The 16,116-nt window shown below is 75.2% G+C and carries 14 protein-coding genes and 1 pseudogene; 3 read left to right on the top strand and 12 right to left on the bottom strand.

The window, feature by feature from the left end; genetic code table 11:
- Positions 1-163: 163 nt before the first annotated feature.
- From mutM to ACVWNX_RS08250, 9 genes and pseudogenes are all read right to left on the bottom strand, one after another.
- Positions 164-1,036: a bifunctional DNA-formamidopyrimidine glycosylase/DNA-(apurinic or apyrimidinic site) lyase gene (gene mutM / locus ACVWNX_RS08210; protein ID WP_454413227.1), complete on the bottom strand. Its 873-nt coding sequence runs from the start codon at positions 1,034-1,036 to the stop codon at positions 164-166.
- 82 nt (positions 1,037-1,118) lie between these two features.
- The gene (gene rnc / locus ACVWNX_RS08215) at positions 1,119-1,952 is read right to left on the bottom strand and encodes a ribonuclease III (protein WP_454413228.1); all 834 of its coding nucleotides are present in this window, start codon (positions 1,950-1,952) and stop codon (positions 1,119-1,121) included.
- Positions 1,953-1,959: 7 nt separating this feature from the next.
- A complete protein-coding gene (rpmF, locus tag ACVWNX_RS08220; RefSeq protein WP_006139588.1) occupies positions 1,960-2,133 on the bottom strand; it encodes a 50S ribosomal protein L32 in 174 nt (57 codons plus the stop codon).
- A 2-nt stretch (positions 2,134-2,135) separates the two neighbouring features.
- Complete coding sequence (locus ACVWNX_RS08225) at positions 2,136-2,789, bottom strand: YceD family protein (protein WP_454413229.1); 654 nt, start codon at positions 2,787-2,789, stop codon at positions 2,136-2,138.
- Positions 2,790-3,633: 844 nt separating this feature from the next.
- Positions 3,634-4,524, bottom strand: a pseudogene (locus tag ACVWNX_RS08230) (ATP synthase subunit B family protein); the annotation flags it as partial.
- A 213-nt stretch (positions 4,525-4,737) separates the two neighbouring features.
- Positions 4,738-5,232, bottom strand: coding sequence for a pantetheine-phosphate adenylyltransferase (coaD, locus tag ACVWNX_RS08235; RefSeq protein WP_454414676.1), 495 nt, complete (start codon positions 5,230-5,232; stop codon positions 4,738-4,740).
- 26 nt (positions 5,233-5,258) lie between these two features.
- Positions 5,259-5,861 (bottom strand): 16S rRNA (guanine(966)-N(2))-methyltransferase RsmD, encoded by a 603-nt coding sequence (gene rsmD / locus ACVWNX_RS08240; protein WP_454413230.1) that lies wholly within the window; start codon positions 5,859-5,861, stop codon positions 5,259-5,261.
- 82 nt (positions 5,862-5,943) lie between these two features.
- Positions 5,944-8,217, bottom strand: coding sequence for an ATP-dependent DNA helicase RecG (recG, locus tag ACVWNX_RS08245; protein ID WP_454413231.1), 2,274 nt, complete (start codon positions 8,215-8,217; stop codon positions 5,944-5,946).
- Positions 8,218-8,376: 159 nt separating this feature from the next.
- Positions 8,377-10,512 carry a DAK2 domain-containing protein gene (locus ACVWNX_RS08250; RefSeq protein WP_454413232.1) on the bottom strand — a complete coding sequence of 712 codons (2,136 nt, stop codon included), beginning with the start codon at positions 10,510-10,512 and terminating at the stop codon, positions 8,377-8,379.
- 255 nt (positions 10,513-10,767) lie between these two features.
- On the opposite strand from ACVWNX_RS08250, the gene rpmB reads away from it, so the two are divergent.
- Positions 10,768-10,953, top strand: coding sequence for a 50S ribosomal protein L28 (gene rpmB / locus ACVWNX_RS08255; RefSeq protein WP_003957616.1), 186 nt, complete (start codon positions 10,768-10,770; stop codon positions 10,951-10,953).
- A 108-nt stretch (positions 10,954-11,061) separates the two neighbouring features.
- Here rpmB and ACVWNX_RS08260 read toward each other — a convergent pair whose 3' ends face one another.
- Entirely contained in the window at positions 11,062-12,249 is a 1,188-nt protein-coding gene (locus tag ACVWNX_RS08260) for an epoxide hydrolase family protein (protein ID WP_454413233.1), read from the bottom strand.
- Positions 12,250-12,312: 63 nt separating this feature from the next.
- On the opposite strand from ACVWNX_RS08260, the gene ACVWNX_RS08265 reads away from it, so the two are divergent.
- Positions 12,313-13,353: a helix-turn-helix transcriptional regulator gene (locus ACVWNX_RS08265; protein WP_454413234.1), complete on the top strand. Its 1,041-nt coding sequence runs from the start codon at positions 12,313-12,315 to the stop codon at positions 13,351-13,353.
- A 316-nt stretch (positions 13,354-13,669) separates the two neighbouring features.
- On the opposite strand, the gene thiD is transcribed toward ACVWNX_RS08265, so the two are convergent.
- Both thiD and ACVWNX_RS08275 read right to left on the bottom strand, forming a co-directional pair.
- Complete coding sequence (gene thiD / locus ACVWNX_RS08270) at positions 13,670-14,542, bottom strand: bifunctional hydroxymethylpyrimidine kinase/phosphomethylpyrimidine kinase (RefSeq protein WP_454413235.1); 873 nt, start codon at positions 14,540-14,542, stop codon at positions 13,670-13,672.
- A 123-nt stretch (positions 14,543-14,665) separates the two neighbouring features.
- A complete protein-coding gene (locus ACVWNX_RS08275) occupies positions 14,666-15,631 on the bottom strand; it encodes a thiamine-phosphate kinase (protein WP_454413236.1) in 966 nt (321 codons plus the stop codon).
- Between the two features lie 251 nt (positions 15,632-15,882).
- Between ACVWNX_RS08275 and ACVWNX_RS08280 the strand changes: the two genes are divergently transcribed.
- Positions 15,883-16,116, top strand: a complete 234-nt coding sequence (locus ACVWNX_RS08280; RefSeq protein WP_454413237.1) for an Lrp/AsnC family transcriptional regulator — start codon at positions 15,883-15,885, stop codon at positions 16,114-16,116.

Raw genomic sequence — 16,116 nt, forward strand, 5'->3', positions numbered from 1 at the left:
CCGCTCCGGACTTCCGGGCCACCGGGCTCCCGCTCCGAGCTTCCGGCCCGCCGGACTCCGGCTTCCGACGTCCGGAAGCCGGGGTCCGGAAGCGGGTCGCGACGGCCGGTGGACCGGGTGCGCCCGTTCCCCGTCCGGGGCCGGGCGCACCGGGGGGCGGGCGTCAGTCCGTGGCGCGGGGCGGGCGCTGACAGCGCGGGCAGTAGTAGCTGGACCGGTTCATCCAGGGGCTCCGCCGCATCGGGGTGCCGCAGCGGTGGCAGGGCAGCCCTTCCCGTCCGTACGCGTCCAGGGAGCGGTCGAAGTACCCGGACTCCCCGTTCACATTGACGTAGAGGCTGTCGAAGCTGGTGCCGCCGACGGAGAGCGCCGCGTTCATCACGTCCCGGACGTGGCCGAGGAGTTCGGTGGTCCGGGGGGCGGTGAGGGTCGCGGTGGGGCGGTCGTAGTGCAGCCGGGAGCGCCACAGCGCCTCGTCGGCGTAGATGTTGCCGACGCCGCTGATCAGCGACTGGTCCAGGAGGGCCCGTTTGACGGTGGTCCGGCGGCGGCGCAGCGCGGTGCGGAAGGCCGTCTCGTCGAAGAGCGGGTCCAGGGGGTCGCGGGCGATGTGCGCGATGACGTCGGGGAGGCCGTCCGGGGTGGTGTCGTGGAGGCTCAGCCCGCCGAAGGTGCGCTGGTCGACGAAGCGCAGTTCGGTGCCGGTGGTGTCGTCGAAGCGGACCCGGACCCTCAGGTGCCGCTCGTCGGGGGCGTCCTGCGGCTGGACCAGGAGCTGACCGCTCATGCCCAGGTGCGCGAGGACCGCGGTGCCGGTGCCGCCGTCGGGGTCGGTGAGCGGCAGCCACAGGTACTTGCCCCGGCGCCGGGGCTCCCCGATCCGCTCGCCGGTGAGGCGCAGGGCGAAGTCCCCCGCTCCGGCGGGGTGGCGGCGCACGGCGCGCGGATGGCGCACCTCGACCTCGGCGACGGTCCGCCCGGCGACCCAGCGGGCCAGTCCGCGCCGCACCACTTCGACTTCCGGCAGTTCGGGCATGCGTGGTCCTCGGTCGGCGCGGTCGGGGGAGGGACGGCGTGAGCGCCCGCCCCGGTGGGGGCGGGCGCTCACGGGAAGCGGGTCAGGCGGTGGCCGAGGAGGTGTCGGCGTTCCCCTCGGCCTCGACCGCTTCGGCTTCGGCGGCCCGGGCCGCCTCGGCCGCGCGGGCGTCCGCGTCGGCGCGGATGGACCGCCAGGCCGACTCGGCGGCCTGCTGCTCCGCTTCCTTCTTGCTGCGGCCGGTGCCGGTGCCGTACGAGACGCCTCCGACGCGGGCGGCAGCGGTGAAGGTCTTCTCGTGGTCCGGCCCGGTCTCGGTGACCAGGTACTCCGGGACCCCGAGGCCCTCGGTCGCGGTGAGTTCCTGGAGGCTGGTCTTCCAGTCCAGTCCGGCACCGAGGTTGGAGGACTTCTCGATCAACGGGTCGAAGAGCCGGTGGACCAGCTCCGCGGCCGCGTCGAGTCCCTGGTCGAGATAGACCGCGCCGATCACCGCTTCCAGGGTGTCGGCGAGGATCGACGCCTTGTCCCGGCCGCCGGTGCCCTCTTCGCCCCGGCCCAGCCGGATGAACGCGCCGAGGTCAAGACCGCGCCCCACCTCCGCGAGCGCGCGCGAGTTGACCACCGCGGCCCGCAGCTTGGCGAGCTGCCCCTCGGGCAGATCGGGGTGGCTGCGGTACAGCGTGTCGGTGACGACCAGGCCGAGCACGGAGTCCCCGAGGAACTCCAGCCGCTCGTTGGTCGGCAGACCGCCGTTCTCGTACGCGTACGAGCGATGGGTCAGCGCACGCACGAGAAGGGCGGACTCGAGCTGATAGCCGAGCCGCCCTTCCAGAAGCGTGTGGGACGAAGCCGCCGGGCCACCCCCGGTCTGACGGGGGTCACTCTTCTTGGCGTCTGGCATCGTGCCCCTCACCAGCCGCTCAGACCTCGAGGACCTGGCGCTTGTTGTAGGTGCCGCAAGCCGGGCACGCGATGTGCTGCAGCTTGGGCTCGTGGCAGCGCTCGCACGCGACCAGAGTGGGGACCGCAGCCTTCCACTGCGACCGGCGGTGGCGCGTGTTGCTGCGCGACATCTTCCGCTTCGGAACAGCCACAGCTACTTCTCCTGCTTCTCGTCGACGCCCGCTTCGGCGCCGCTCAAATCGTCCTTCTCGCCGTCCTGGATGGAGTCAGCGAGTCCTTGCAGTGCCGCCCAACGGATGTCGACGGCGTCGTGCTGGTGGTCCGGGTCGTCCGCGAGCCGCACTCCGCACTCGGAGCACAGGCCCTGACAGTCGTCCTGGCACACCGGCTGCATGGGCAGTGCGAGCACCACCGCATCGCGCAGCACGGCTTCGAGGCCGATCAGGCCGTCCTCGATGAAGAGCCTGTCCTCGCCCTCCTCGTCACCGTCTTCCGGCTCCGTGGTCACACGGCCCCGGTTGTCGGTCTCGGGGTACGAGAACATCTCCTGGAAGTCCGCCGTGAGCTCCAGCTCCAGCGGCTCCAGACACCTTACGCACTCCCCCTCGGCGGTGGCATGGGCGGTGCCTGTGACAAGCACCCCTTCCATGACCGACTCCAGCCGGAGTTCCAGTCGCACCGGGGCGCCCGCGGGCACTCCGATGACCCCGGGGACACCGAAGACGGCGTCCCCGGAGGGCGCGTCGACCGTGCGGGTCAGCCGCTGGAGTCCACCGGGACGCCGCCCCAGCTCGTGCGTGTCGAACACGAGGGGGTCGCGATGATCCAGGCGGGCGTTCAGGGCCATGACTGCTTTCGGTCGTCGGTGCCCACACGGAAGGGCCCGGCGAGCTGCGAAGGGGACGGACGCGCGCTCGACGCACACGACCGAAGAGCCAGGATACTGGACCTTTCCCCCTGGTCCCAATCGCGCTCCCCGTTCCCGCTCCGGAGGGGGCCCGGGGAGGGGTCCGCCGGGGGCGCGGACGAGGATCGGGTCCGGACGGACCGGATGAACCGGACGGGGCCGGGTCCGGGGAGGGGACGTCGGCGGGCGGGCCCGGTCCGGGCGGCGGGGCCGGTCAGCGGCCCTGTTCGTACCGGCGGAGCTGGTCGGGGGTGATCATGCCGGTGTCGAACAGGCTGGCCTCGTCGAGGGCGGCGGGGCGGGGCGCCGGGAGCGGGGGCGGCCCTCCGTGACCGACGACGGGGCCTCCGTGACGGCCGGGACCGCCGTGACCGTCAGGGGCCGCGCCCGGGCCGTCCGGGGTCTCCAGGGGCGTGCCGGTGGACGGGGAGCGGCCGGTCCCGTGACCGTCGTCCCGGTTTCCGGCGGACGGGTACGGGTCCGGGTAGCCGGGCGTCGGGTAGCCGTAGGGGTCCTGGTGGCCGTAGACGGTGCGCGGGTCGTGCGGGGCGGCGGCCACGGGCCGTCCCGCGTCGCCGGGCGGCCCGTAGACGTCGTCCCGCACGTACATGCCGTCCCGGCCGTAGGTGCTGGCCCGGCCGTGGACGTAGGTCCCGGCCGGTCCGTCGGCGGGTCCGTCCCGGTGGTACCCGTCGGCCGGGCCGTGGACGTCGTCCCGGCGGTGTCCGGCGCCCTGGGCGTGGACGCCGTCCCGCGCGTGGACGTCGTTCCGGCCGTACCCGTCGCCGGCCGGGGCGTACGCGCCGTCCCGCTCGGACGGACCGTCCTGGCCGTACGGACCGTCCGTCCCGTACCCGTCACCGGCCGGGGACGGGGTCCGCGCGGCGGCGGGTTCCGTCGGGAGGGGCGGCGCGGGGCGCGGGGGCGGGGGGACGGCCGGGGCGCCGGGCGCGAGGCCCGCGAGGTCGGCCAGGTAGTCGGCGTCGCTGGTGGGGCGGGGGGCGTCGGTGCCGTCCGCGAGCAGGCCCAGTTCGTCCTCCGCGACCCGGCCGTGCAGCTTCTGCCGTCCCCGGCCGACCGCCTCCAGGGTCTTGGCGAGCACCGCCTCGAACGCGCCGAGCTTGGCGTCCACGTACTGGTCGGCGCGGCGGCGCTGGGTCTCCGGGTCGGGGCTGCGCTCGGGGGCCTCCGCGTAGTCGGGGTCCTCGCGTCCGTCGGGGCCGGGGCCCGTCCCGGTGCCCAGCAGCTTCTCCCGGCCCCGGCCGACCGAACCGAGGGTCTTGGTGAGGACGACCTCGAAGTTGGCCAGCTTGGAGTCGACGTAGTCGTCGGCCTCGGCGCGGACCTCCCCGGCCTCCCGGCGGGCGTCGTCGAGGATCCGGTCGGCCTCCTGCCGGGAGCGGCGGGCGACCTCGGTGTCCGCGATCAGCGAGCCGCGCTCCCGGTGGGCGGCGTCGATGATCCGCTCGGCCTCGGCGCGGGCCCCGGCGACCATGCCCTCCCGGTCGCCGAGGAGTTCGCGGGCCTGCTCCAGGGAACCGGGCAGGGCCCGGCGCACCTCGTCGAGCAGCGCGAGCAGTTCGGCCCGGTTGACCACGCACGAGGCGGACATGGGCATCGAGCGGGCGTTGCCGACGGTCGCGACGATCTCATCCAGCTTCTTCTGCACGTCCACCGTGTGCTCGCCACTCCCTGTGCCTCGACGTGTCCCGACGCGTCCCGGTCGAAGACGGACAAGGCGACTGTACGGGCCCGGGGTGCCGTCCGGGCGCCGGACGGCACCCGCTGGACAGCGGCGGACAGCGCGGGGACGGCGCGCGCCGGGCGTGGGGGCGCGCTCCGCCGGGGGTGCGCCCCGCCAGGGGGCGCACCGGTGCCCCGGGCGTCGTCAGCGGCCCGCTTCGCGGCGCTCCCGGAGCCTGCCCACCAGGGCGTCGAGCACCGTCGGGGGGACCAGGTGGGAGACGTCGCCGCCCCAGGCCGCGACCTCCTTGACCAGGGAGGACGACAGGAAGCTGTAGGTCGGGTTGGTGGGGACGAAGAGGGTCTCGATACCGGAGAGGCCGATGTTCATCTGGGCCATCTGGAGTTCGTAGTCGAAGTCGCTGACCGCCCGCAGTCCCTTGACGATGGCGGGGATCTCGCGCTGTTTGCAGAAGTCGACCAGGAGTCCGTGGAACGACTCCACCCGGACGTTGGCGTACTCGGCGGTGACCTCGCGGATCAGGGCGATCCGTTCGTCGACCTCGAACAGCCCCTGCTTGGACTGGTTGATCATCACCGCGACGTAGACCTCGTCGTACAGCTTGGAGGCACGGGCGATGATGTCGATGTGGCCATTGGTGATGGGGTCGAAGGACCCCGGACAGACGGCGCGGCGCAACTGTGGTTCCTCGCTCTCCGGTCCGGTCATGGTGCGTGGTCGCACGTGGGGGCGGTACCGCTGGTGGCGGCGGCGCGACCGTACCAAAACGTCCCCTCGCCGTAGCGCCGGGACCGGAGTGGCTCGAAGCCGTCGGGCCAGGGGAACGCACCGCCCCGGGTGCTGCGCTCCACGGTGACGAGCGCGTCGGCCGCGAGCCATCCCCCGGCCCGGAGTGTGAGCAGGATCTCCTCAAGATCGCCGTTGGTGACGGCGTACGGGGGGTCCAGGAAGAGGACGTCGTAGGGGGCGGCGGGCGGCGGGCCCGCGGCGACCTGTTCCGCGCGTCCGGCGCGGACCTCGGCGCCGGGCAGTCCGAGCGCCCGGACGTTCTCCCGGACCACCCGGGCGGCGCGGGCGTCCGCCTCGACGAGCAGCGCGTGGGCCGCGCCCCGGGACAGCGCCTCCAGGGCGACGGCGCCGGACCCGGCGTACAGATCGGCCACCCGGATGCCGTCGAGGGTGCCGAGCAGGGACTGCCAGGTCGAGAAGAGCCCTTCTCGCGCGCGGTCCGAGGTGGGGCGGGTGCCGTTGCCCGGGGGGACGGCCAGCCGCCGTCCTCCGGCGAGCCCGGCGATCACGCGGGTCATGTGCGGTCGGGTCCTTCGTGGTGCGGTCGGTGCGGACACCCCCACGATAGGCGTACGGGGCCGGAGGCGGCCGGGCGCGCCGTCAGCCCTTCTCCAGGTAGCGCTCGCGTTCCTCGTCGACGAGCGCGTCCAGCGCCACCCGCAGCCCGGGCAGCGCCGTCAGCTCCGGATCGGCGGTGACCACGGCGGTGGCCTCCTGGCGGGCCTCGGCGATGACGTCCTCGTCGCCGAGCACGGTGAGCACCCGCAGCGAGGACCGCACCCCGGACTGGGCCTGGCCGAGGACGTCGCCCTCCCGGCGCTGTTCCAGGTCGACCCGGGACAGCTCGAAGCCGTCCAGGGTGCCGGCGACCGCTTCCAGCCGGGCCCGGGCGGCGCTCGCCTCGGGCATCTCGCTGACCAGCAGACAGAGCCCGGGCGCCGAGCCCCGTCCGACCCGGCCGCGCAGCTGGTGCAGCTGGGAGACGCCGAAGCGGTCGGCGTCCATGATCACCATGGCGGTGGCGTTGGGGACGTTGACGCCGACCTCGATGACCGTGGTGGCGACCAGGACCTGGGTGCGCCCCTCGGTGAACCGGCGCATCACCGCGTCCTTGTCCTCGGGGGCCATCCGTCCGTGCAGCACCTCGACGGCGAGTCCGGCGAGCGGGCCCCGGGCGAGGTCGGCGGCGACGTCCAGGACCGCCAGCGGGGGCCGCCGGTCGGCGGTCGCCTCCGCCTCCTCGCGGGCCGCCGCGGCCTTCGCCGCTTTCGCCGCCTTGGCGCCGCCCTCCGTGCCGGAGGCCGCGGCCCGGTCGGCCTCGTCACCGATGCGGGGGCACACCACGTACGCCTGGTGGCCCTTGGCGACCTCCTCGCGGACGCGTTCCCAGGCCCGGGTGAGGAAGTGCGGTTTGTCGGCGGCGGGCACCACATGGCTGGCGATCGGGGAGCGTCCGGCGGGCAGCTGGTCGAGGACGGAGGTCTCCAGGTCCCCGAAGACGGTCATCGCCACCGTGCGCGGGATGGGGGTGGCGGTCATCACCAGGAGGTGCGGGACGCGCCGCTCGCCGTCGTCCCCGGCGGGGCCCTTGCCGCGCAGGGCGTCGCGCTGTTCGACGCCGAAGCGGTGCTGTTCGTCGACGACGACCAGGCCCAGGTCGTGGAAGCGGACCTTGTCCTCGATCAGGGCGTGGGTGCCGATCACCAGGCCCGCCTCCCCGGTGACCAGGTCCAGCAGGGCCTGGCGGCGGGCCGCCGTCCCCATGGAGCCGGTGAGCAGCACGACCTTGGTGGCGTGGTCGGCGCCGCCGAGCAGCCCGCCCTCGGCCAGCTCGCCCATCATCTCGGTGACGGAGCGGTGGTGCTGCTGGGCGAGGACCTCGGTGGGCGCGAGCATCGCGGCCTGTCCGCCCGCGTCGACCACCGCGAGCATCGCCCGCAGGGCCACCAGGGTCTTGCCGGAGCCGACCTCGCCCTGGAGCAGCCGGTGCATGGGGTGCCGGGTGGCGAGGTCGGCGAAGATCTCGCCGCTGACCTTCCGCTGTCCCTCGGTGAGGGTGAAGGGCAGCCGGGCGTCGAAGGCGGTGAGGATCCCGTCCGGGCCGGGCGCGCGGGGGGTGGCGGGGAGCTGGGTGTCGCTGTGGCGGCGGCGGGCCAGCGCCACTTGGAGGACGAACGCCTCGTCCCACTTCAGCCGGGCCCGGGCCCGTTCCACGTCGGCCTTGGTGCGCGGACGGTGGATGAGGCGCAGGGCTTCGGGCAGCGGGATCAGGCCACGGCCCTCGCGGAGCGCGGGGGGCAGCGGGTCCACCGCCTCCGCCGCCTTGGCGAGGACCGTGTCCACCGCCTTGGCGATCTTCCAGGACTCCATCTTGGCGGTGGCCGGGTAGATCGGGATGAGGGCTCCCGCCCAGGAGTCGACGGCGGCCCCCTCCCCGTCGTCCTCCGGGGCGTCCGGGTCGCGGTGCAGCAGGGCGTAGGCGGGGTGGGCGAGCTGGAGCTTGCGGTTGAACAGGGAGACCTTGCCCGCGAACATCGCCCGGGTGCCGGGCAGCAGGTCCTTGTGGGGCTTGTGGACGCCCCGGCCGAAGAAGACGAGCTGGAGGCGCCCGCCACCGTCGGTGATCACCACCTCCAGCCGCTGCCCGCTGCCCCCGTTGAACCGGAGCACCCGGGCGGTCTCCACCTGGGCGACCACCGTGACGTGCTCGTCCAGGGGGAGGTCGGCGAGCCGGGTCAGCTCGCCGCGCTCGGCGTAGCGCCGGGGGTAGTGGTGGAGGAGGTCGCCGACGGTGCGCAGGCCGAGCCCCTCGGCGAGCACCTTCGCGGTGGCGGCTCCCAGGTCCTTCTTCAGCGGTTCTTCGAGCGCGGACACCCGTCCATTGCACACCACGCCACTGACAGCGCGCCCCGCGCCACCCCCGGTGCGGGCGGGTTCGCCCGGTTCCGTCGATTCCGTCCGCGTTCGTTCGTTTCGGGAGGCGTTCCCGTCACCCCGGGGACCGGCCGCGGGCCAGCGGCGCGCCCGGGTCGGCTACTCGACCCCGATGAGGAGCAGCGCCGAGTGACGGCCGCCCCGGTAGACGACGGTGTCCACCGCGAGGTGCGCGTCCCGTACATGGCGTTCCAGCCGTCGCGCGACGCTGTCGGGGGCGTCGTCGCCGAGCACCAGGGTGACCAGTTCGCCGCCCGCCGCGAGCATCCGGTCCAGGACGGTGACGGCGGTCCGGGCGAGCAGTTCGGGGTCGGGGGCCGTCGTGGGTTCCCCCGCCGCCCGGGGCCGTTCCGGCTCCCCCGCCGGGTCCGGGACGCCGTCGGCGACGGAGGGCGGGGCGGGGTCCGTGCCGGGGTCCGGGGTCGGGGCGGGGCCCGGGACCGGGCCGGGGTCCAGGGCCGGGGCAGGGTCCGGGGCCGGGGCCGGGGCCGGGGCCGGGGCGGTGTCGGCGTGCGGGGCCGGGGGCGCGTCCGGGGTTCCCGGGCCGGGGCCGGTGGGCGGTCCGATCACGGCCACGTCCCCGTCGATCAGGCCCAGCACGTCCCCGGCCTGGCAGATGCCCGCCATGGTCCAGGACTGCCGTTCCGCGACGGCCAGCTCGCCGTACCGGGTGGCGCCGGCCGCGGAGGTCATCGCCACCACGTCCTCGTCGAAGCGGCGGCCCGGTTCGTGGACCGCGAGCGCGGCGATGCCCTGGACCACGGACCGGGTGGGGATGAGCGCGACCCGCACCCCGTCGGCGCGGGCCTGCTCGGCCGCCGCCGCGGCCACGTGCCGCAGTCCGGCGTCGTTGGGCAGCAGCACCACCTCGCGGGCCCGGGACCGGACGACGGCCTGCGCCAGTTCCCCGCTGGCCGGGGGCTCCCCGGGGCGGGCGAGCACGGGCACCGCGCCGGCCTCGGCGTACAGCTCCGCCAGTCCCTCGCCGGAGACCACGGCCACGATCGCCCGCTGGACGGGGGCGGCGTCCGCCGCCGGGCCGCCGGGCCTGGCGGTGTGCGCGTCGTCGGCACCGAAGTGGGTGAGGCGGATGCGGTAGGGGCGGCCCGCCTCCACCCCGGCCTCCACGGCGGCGCCCGCGTCGCCCGCGGTGCGCACGTGCACATGGACGTTCCACAGCCCGTCCCCGCCGACCACCACCAGGGAGTCGCCCAGGGCGTCCAGCCGGGCCCGCAGCCGTTCGACGGGGGCGTCGGCGGCCTCCAGCAGGTAGATCACCTCGTAGGCCGATCCGGCCGGATCACCGGTCTCGTCGCACGCCCCGGCGTCCGCTCCGGCGCCTGTTCCGCCGTCCGTCCCGGTGCCGGTTCCGGTGTCCGCCCCGGCGCCCTCCAGGGGGACGGCCCCGGCGCGCGCGGGGCCCGACGGCGGGACCGGCACCGGCCGCTCCCCGGTCAGCGCCTCCACCAGGGCCCCGAGGACGGCCACCAGGCCCCGGCCCCCGGCGTCCACGACGCCCGCCCGGCCGAGGACGGCGAGCTGTCCGGGGGTGGCCTCCAGCGCGGCCACGGCGCCCCGGTACGCGGCGCGCACCACGGCGCGGCAGTCGTCCCCGGCGGTGTCCGCCGCGTCCGCCGCCGCGGTGGCCACGGTCAGGACGGTGCCCTCGACGGGGTGGGCCACCGCCTCGTACGCCGACTCGGCGGCCCGGCGCAGCGCCCGGCGCAGCCGGGGCCCGTCCCCGGAGGGCTCCCCGGCGCGGGGCCCCGGCTCCCCCGGAGCTCCCGGAGCACCGGACGGATACGGGCCCGACGGGACGCCCGGCCGCGATGGACCGGACGGGCCGGACGGGGCCGACGGGCCGGACAGGGCCGACGGGGCAGGCCGGGCGGAAGGGTCGGACGGTTGCGACGGGTCGGCGGCGAGCACCTGGGACATGCCCCGCAGCAGTTGGGCGAGGATCGTGCCGGAGTTGCCGCGCGCGCCGATCAGCGCGCCGTGCGCCATCGCGCGCACCACCTCGGAGGTGGCCGGGAGGTCCGGCTCGTGCCCGGCGAACACCGCTTCCACGGCCCGGGTCGCGGACTCCAGCGTCAGATAGAGGTTGGTCCCGGTGTCCCCGTCCGCGACGGGGTAGACGTTGATCGCGTCGATCTCCTCGCGGGCCCGGCCCAGCGCCTCCAGGGACCGCGCGCACCAGGCACGCACCGTGACGGCGTCGAGGATCTGGGGCACCTGCTCGCCTCTCTTCGGCCATCCGGACTGCGACGCAGCGTAGACCCCGGGACGACCGGGACGGGACGGCACCGGGGGCGGTGGCCGAGGTGGGTCCGGGGCGACCATGGTAGTTTCGTTCTACCGACGCGGCCGTAGTATGCTGCTCCGGTTGCCCGATACACATCGGGCCTTCCCCCTGGCACCGCCACCCGATCACTGATCCCGGCATGCCGGGTTCAACCGTAAGTGCATCTGAAGTCTTTGGAGTGACCCGTGGCTGCCAACTGCGACGTCTGCGGCAAGGGGCCGGGCTTCGGCAACAACATCTCCCACTCGCACCGCCGTACGTCCCGTCGCTGGAACCCCAACATCCAGCGCGTGCGTGCCGTGGTCGGTCGGACGCCGAAGCGGCTCAACGTCTGCACCTCGTGCATCAAGGCCGGCAAGGTCTCGCGCTGACGTAAAGCTTTAGCGCGGCCACTTGCTGGTTGCTGAAAAGCCGGTCCACCCTTCGGGGCGGACCGGCTTCTTCGTGTGCGCGGACGGTCTCCTAGCGGGACGGTCCCGTCACGGTCGGTAGTCCGCGAAGAACTCCCTCAGGTCCGCCAGGAGCAGGTCCGGCGCCTCCAACGCCGCGAAGTGTCCTCCCCGGTCGTGGTCGGTCCAGCGGACGAGGTTGTTGAGGCGTTCCTCGTCCCGGCGCAGGGCGATGTCCTGGACGGTGAACTGGGCGACCGCGAGCGGCACCTCCAAAGGTTGCGGCTCGCCCCAGCTCCGGGCGTCCTCGTAGTACAGGGCCGCCGAGGACCCGGCGGTGGCGGTGAGCCAGTAGAGGGTGGCATGGGTGAGGAGCACCTCACGGCCGATCGCCTCGTCGGGGAGGTCCTTCGCCAGGTCCGTCATGTCGCGGAACTTGTCGGCGATCCAGGCGAGCTGGCCGACCGGTGAGTCCGTGAGCCCGTACGCGAGGGTCTGCGGACGGGTCGACTGGACGGCGAGGTAGCCGCCCGCCTCGTTCATGAAGGTGTTCATCCGGCGGACCCGGGCCCGCTCCCGCTCGGTGAGGGTCGGGTCGTCCTCGGCGGCGCTGGGGTAGGTGGTGCCGCCGTTGACGTGCAGGGCGACGACGTTCTCCGGCGCGAGCGCGGCGAGGGCGCGGGAGATCCCGCTGCCGAAATCGCCGCCGTGCGCCCCGTACCGCCGGTAGCCGAGCCTGCGCATCAGTTCCGCCCAGGCCGCGGCGATCCGCTCGGTGGACCAGCCCGCCTCCGTGGTGGGGCCGGAGAAGCCGAAGCCCGGGATGGACGGGATCACCAGGTGGAAGTCGCGGGACAGCGGCTCGACCAGCTCCAGGAACTCCACCACCGAGCCGGGCCAGCCGTGGGTCAGCACCAGCGGCAGCGCGTCCGGCCGGGCCGAGCGGACGTGCAGGAAGTGGACGTCCTGGCCGTCGATGGTGGTCGTGAACTGGGGGTGGGCGTTGAGCCGGGCCTCCCAGCGGCGCCAGTCGTAGTGGTCGGCCCAGTGGGCGACCAGCTCCCGCAGGTAGTCGACGGGGACCCCGCGCCGCCAGCCCTGTCCGGGGACCTCCCGGGGCCAGCGGGTGCGCAGCAGCCGGTCGCGCAGGTCGTCCAGCTCGCTCTGGGGCACGGCGATCCGGAAGGGCCGGATCGCCGTGCCGTCGCTCTCGGGGTCGGGGTGGGTGCCGGGGTGGTTGGTCCGCTGGTCGCGCCGTGCGCCGTTCTCGGTGGTCATGAGGAGGACAGTAGGCGGGGGTGAGGACAGGATGTGTCCTAGGTGGCGGGCAGAGTGGAACCCGTGGAAACGACTTCGACACGACTGCTGCGACTTCTCTCACTCCTCCAGGACCACCGGGACCGGTCGGGCGCGGAGCTGGCCGCCCGGCTCGGCGTCACCCCGCGCACCGTCCGCCGGGACGTGGAGCGGCTGCGCGACCTCGGCTACCCCGTCCACGCCAGCGCCGGAGTGGCCGGGTACCGGCTCGGCGCCGGGGCCCGGCTGCCTCCGCTGCTGCTGGACGACGAGGAGGCGGTGGCCGTCGTGGTGGGGCTGCGCGCCACGGCGGGCGGCGGGGTCGAGGGCGTCGCGGAGAGTTCGGTGCGGGCGCTCGCCAAGCTGGAGCGGGTGCTCCCGTCCCGGCTGCGGCACCGGGTGGGCGCCCTGGGGGCGATGACGGTGGCGGTGCCGGACGGCGGGCCGACGGTCGCCCCCGGAATCCTGACCGCGCTGGCGGCGGCCTGCCGGGACCACGAGGGCCTGCGGTTCGACTACCGGTCCCATGACGGCACCGTGTCCCGGCGGGAGGTCGAGCCGCACCGGCTGGTCGCCACCGGACGCCGCTGGTACCTCGTCGCGTACGACCCGTCCCGGTCCGGCTGGCGGACCTTCCGCGCGGACCGGCTGACCCCGCGCGTCCCGAACGGCCCCCGTTTCGTCCCGCGCGAACCGCCCGCCGCCGATCTGGCCGACTACGCCTCGCGCGGGCTGTCCACCGCCCCCTACCGCTACCGGGGACGCTTCACCGTGTACGCCCCGGCGGCCCGGGTGGCGGAGCGGACGTCCCCGTCGGCGGCGACGGTGGAGGCGCTGGACGAGGGGAGCTGTCTGCTGACGGCGGGCTCGGACTCGTTGGACGAGCTGGCCCTGTGGGTGGGGCTGCTGGGGGCCCGGTTCACGGTGCACGGGCCACCAGAGCTGGTGGCCCGGCTGCGCGGCCTCTCGGCCCGGCTGGCCGAGGCGGCGGCCGGGGCGCCGGAGCCGGACGGGGCTCCGGACCCGGACGGGCCAGAGGCGGACGGGCCGGAGAGGGACGGGCCGGACGCGGACGTCCAGGAGTAGCGGTCGGGGCTCCGGAGCCGGACGGGTCAGAGGCTGACGGACCGGGTGCGGACGGGCCGTAGGGGGACGGGCCGGGACCGACCGGGGGCCGAGGCCGGGCCGGTACCGGGCCGAGGCCGGGGACCGACCGGGGGCCGAGGCCGGGCCCGTGTCGGGGCCGGGCCCGTGTCGGGGCCGGACGGACCAGCCGTCGGCCGCCCGGGCACCCGACCCGTCCGGGGCCGGGAACGGCCGGTGCCGGAAGGCCAGTGCCGGAACGGCCGGTGCCGGGAACGGCCGGTGCCGGAACCGCGCGACCGGCTCCGGCCGACGGGTCCTACACCGGCCCCGTGGCCTCCCCCTCGGGGCCCCTCGCCGCGTCCCGCAGCCGCCAGCCGTGGTCCACCGGGCCGATGCCCGCGCCCAGCGCGTACCCGGCGCCGATCGCCCCGGTCACGTACGCCTTGGCCGCCGTCACCGCGCGCGGCACCCGGTCGCCGTGGGCCAGCCGGGCGGCGATGGCGCTGGCCAGGGTGCAGCCGGTGCCGTGGGTGTGCCGGTTGTCCAGCCGGGGCGCCCGCAGCCAGTGCTCCTCGGCGCCGTCGGTGAGCAGGTCGACGGCGTCCCCGGCGAGGTGTCCGCCCTTGATGAGCGCCCAGCGCGGGCCGAAGCCGAGCACCGCGTCGGCCGCCCGGCGCATCCCGTCCTCCGAGACCACCGTGATCCCGGTGAGCTGGGCCACCTCGTCCAGGTTGGGGGTGGCGACGGTCGCCGTCGGCAGCAGCTCCCGGCGCACCGCGTCCAGCGCCGAGGCGGCGAGCAGCGGGTCCCCGTGCTTGGAGACCCCGACCGGGTCCACCACCACGGGCGCGTCGGTGGCCGCGAGCAGTCCGGCGACCGTCTCCACCAGTTCGGCGGAGGAGAGCATCCCGGTCTTCACCGCCTGGACGCCGATGTCGTCGACCACGCTGCGGTACTGGGCGCGGACCGCCGCGACGGGCAGTTCCCAGACGCCCTGGACGCCCCGGGAGTTCTGCGCGGTGACGGCGGTCAGCACGCTCATCCCGTGGGTGCCGAGCGCCAGCATGGTCTTGAGGTCGGCCTGGACGCCCGCCCCGCCGCCCGAGTCGGACCCGGCGACGGTGAGCACGCGCGGCGGCGCGGGACGGGGTATCGGTCCCGGGGAGGCGGGCGCGGGCGGTGGTGTCATGGTGATCGTCGTCCTCGGTCCGGTCGGGGCGCCCCGGTTCCCGTGCGGGGCGCGGTGTGCGGTGGTCCGGACGGGGCGGCGCGCCGTTCCGTGCGGACCGGTGGAGTCCGTCGCCGGGAGGGGTCAGCCCTCGCCGTCGCCGAAGTGGTCCCAGCCGCCCGCCCGGGTCCAGGCCGCGCCGTCCACGGTGACCTGGGGCAGCGCGGAGGGGTGCAGCACCTCGCCGATGACCCGCCAGCGGGCGGGCAGCTTCACGTCCGGCGGGAAGGTCGCCACGATCGCGTGGTCCTCGCCGCCGGTGAGCACCCACAGCAGCGGGTCGACGCCGACGGCGGCCGCGATGTCGTTCATCTGGGAGGGCACGTCGACGGCGGCGGACCGGATGTCGATGCGGACCTTGCTGGACTCGGCGATGTGCCCGAGGTCCGCGATCAGCCCGTCGCTGACGTCGGTCATGGCGGTGGCGCCGAGCGCGGCGGCGGCCGGACCGGCGTGGTAGGGCGGCTCCGGTCTGCGGTGGGCCTCCACGAAGGCGCGCGGGGAGCGGAAGCCCCGGGAGAGCACCGCGTGCCCGGCGGCGGACCAGCCGAGCCAACCGGTCACGGCGACCACGTCACCGGGCTGGGCCCCGGCGCGGGTGACCGGCTCGTGGTTGCGCAGATCGCCGAGCGCGGTGATCGACAGGGTGATCGTCTCGCCCCGGACGACGTCCCCGCCCACCACGGCGGCGCCCGCGACCTGGCACTCGTCGCGCAGTCCGTCCATCAGTTCGGTCGGCCAGGTCACCGGCAGTTCGGCGGGGACCACCAGCCCGAGGAGCAGCGCGGTGGGCACCGCGCCCATGGCGGCGATGTCCGCGAGGTTCTGGGCGGCGGCCTTGCGGCCCACGTCGTACGCGGTGGACCAGTCGCGGCGGAAGTGGCGGTGCTCCAGCAGGACGTCGGTGCTGGCGACGACCCGGCGGTCCGGGGCGGTCACCACCGCGGCGTCGTCCCCGGGTCCCAGCCGTACCGCCGGGGTGGTGGTGAGCCGGGCGGTCAGTTCCCTGATGAGCCCGAACTCCCCCAGTTCGCCCACGGTGCCCTTCATCGTCCTGCCCCTTCCGCGCCGAGGTGGCGTACCCGCGTTCCGGTGGCGGGACGCGCGCCGCGCGCCGGTCGCCGGATCGGCCCTGTCCTGGTTGCGGGGGCGTCGCGGCGGGCGGACCAGGCCGTCAACCCGCACCGCGTGTGCACCCCGTGCGCGCCGCAGCGCCCGCGGGTCTCCCCGTGGCGCACGGCGACGCGATAACGTGGCGTCCCTTTCCCCCGCATGATCCTCGTGGCCGCCCTGGAGGTTCCGTGGTACAGGCTTACATCCTGATCCAGACGGAGGTCGGCAAGGCGTCGGCCGTCGCCGAGACCATCAGCAAGATCCCCGGAGTGCTCCAGGCCGAGGACGTGACCGGGCCGTACGACGTGATCGTCCGGGCCGAGGCGCGGACCGTGGACGAGCTGGGCCGCATGGTGGTCGCGAAGATCCAGCAAGTGGACGGCATCACCCGTACCCTGACCTGCCCGGTCGTCCATCTGTAG

Source organism: Streptomyces sp. JNUCC 64 (assembly GCF_054484115.1).

What these genes read in the sequence shown, in the direction of transcription:
- mutM (WP_454413227.1), bottom strand. Translation starts at nt 1,036, where the DNA reads ATGCCCGAACTGCCGGAAGTCGAAGTGGTGCGGCGCGGACTGGCCCGC.
- rsmD (WP_454413230.1), bottom strand. Translation starts at nt 5,861, where the DNA reads ATGACCCGCGTGATCGCCGGGCTCGCCGGAGGACGGCGGCTGGCCGTC.
- ACVWNX_RS08260 (WP_454413233.1), bottom strand. Translation starts at nt 12,249, where the DNA reads ATGACCACCGAGAACGGCGCACGGCGCGACCAGCGGACCAACCACCCC.
- thiD (WP_454413235.1), bottom strand. Translation starts at nt 14,542, where the DNA reads ATGACACCACCGCCCGCGCCCGCCTCCCCGGGACCGATACCCCGTCCC.
- ACVWNX_RS08275 (WP_454413236.1), bottom strand. Translation starts at nt 15,631, where the DNA reads ATGAAGGGCACCGTGGGCGAACTGGGGGAGTTCGGGCTCATCAGGGAA.
- ACVWNX_RS08225 (WP_454413229.1), bottom strand. Translation starts at nt 2,789, where the DNA reads ATGGCCCTGAACGCCCGCCTGGATCATCGCGACCCCCTCGTGTTCGAC.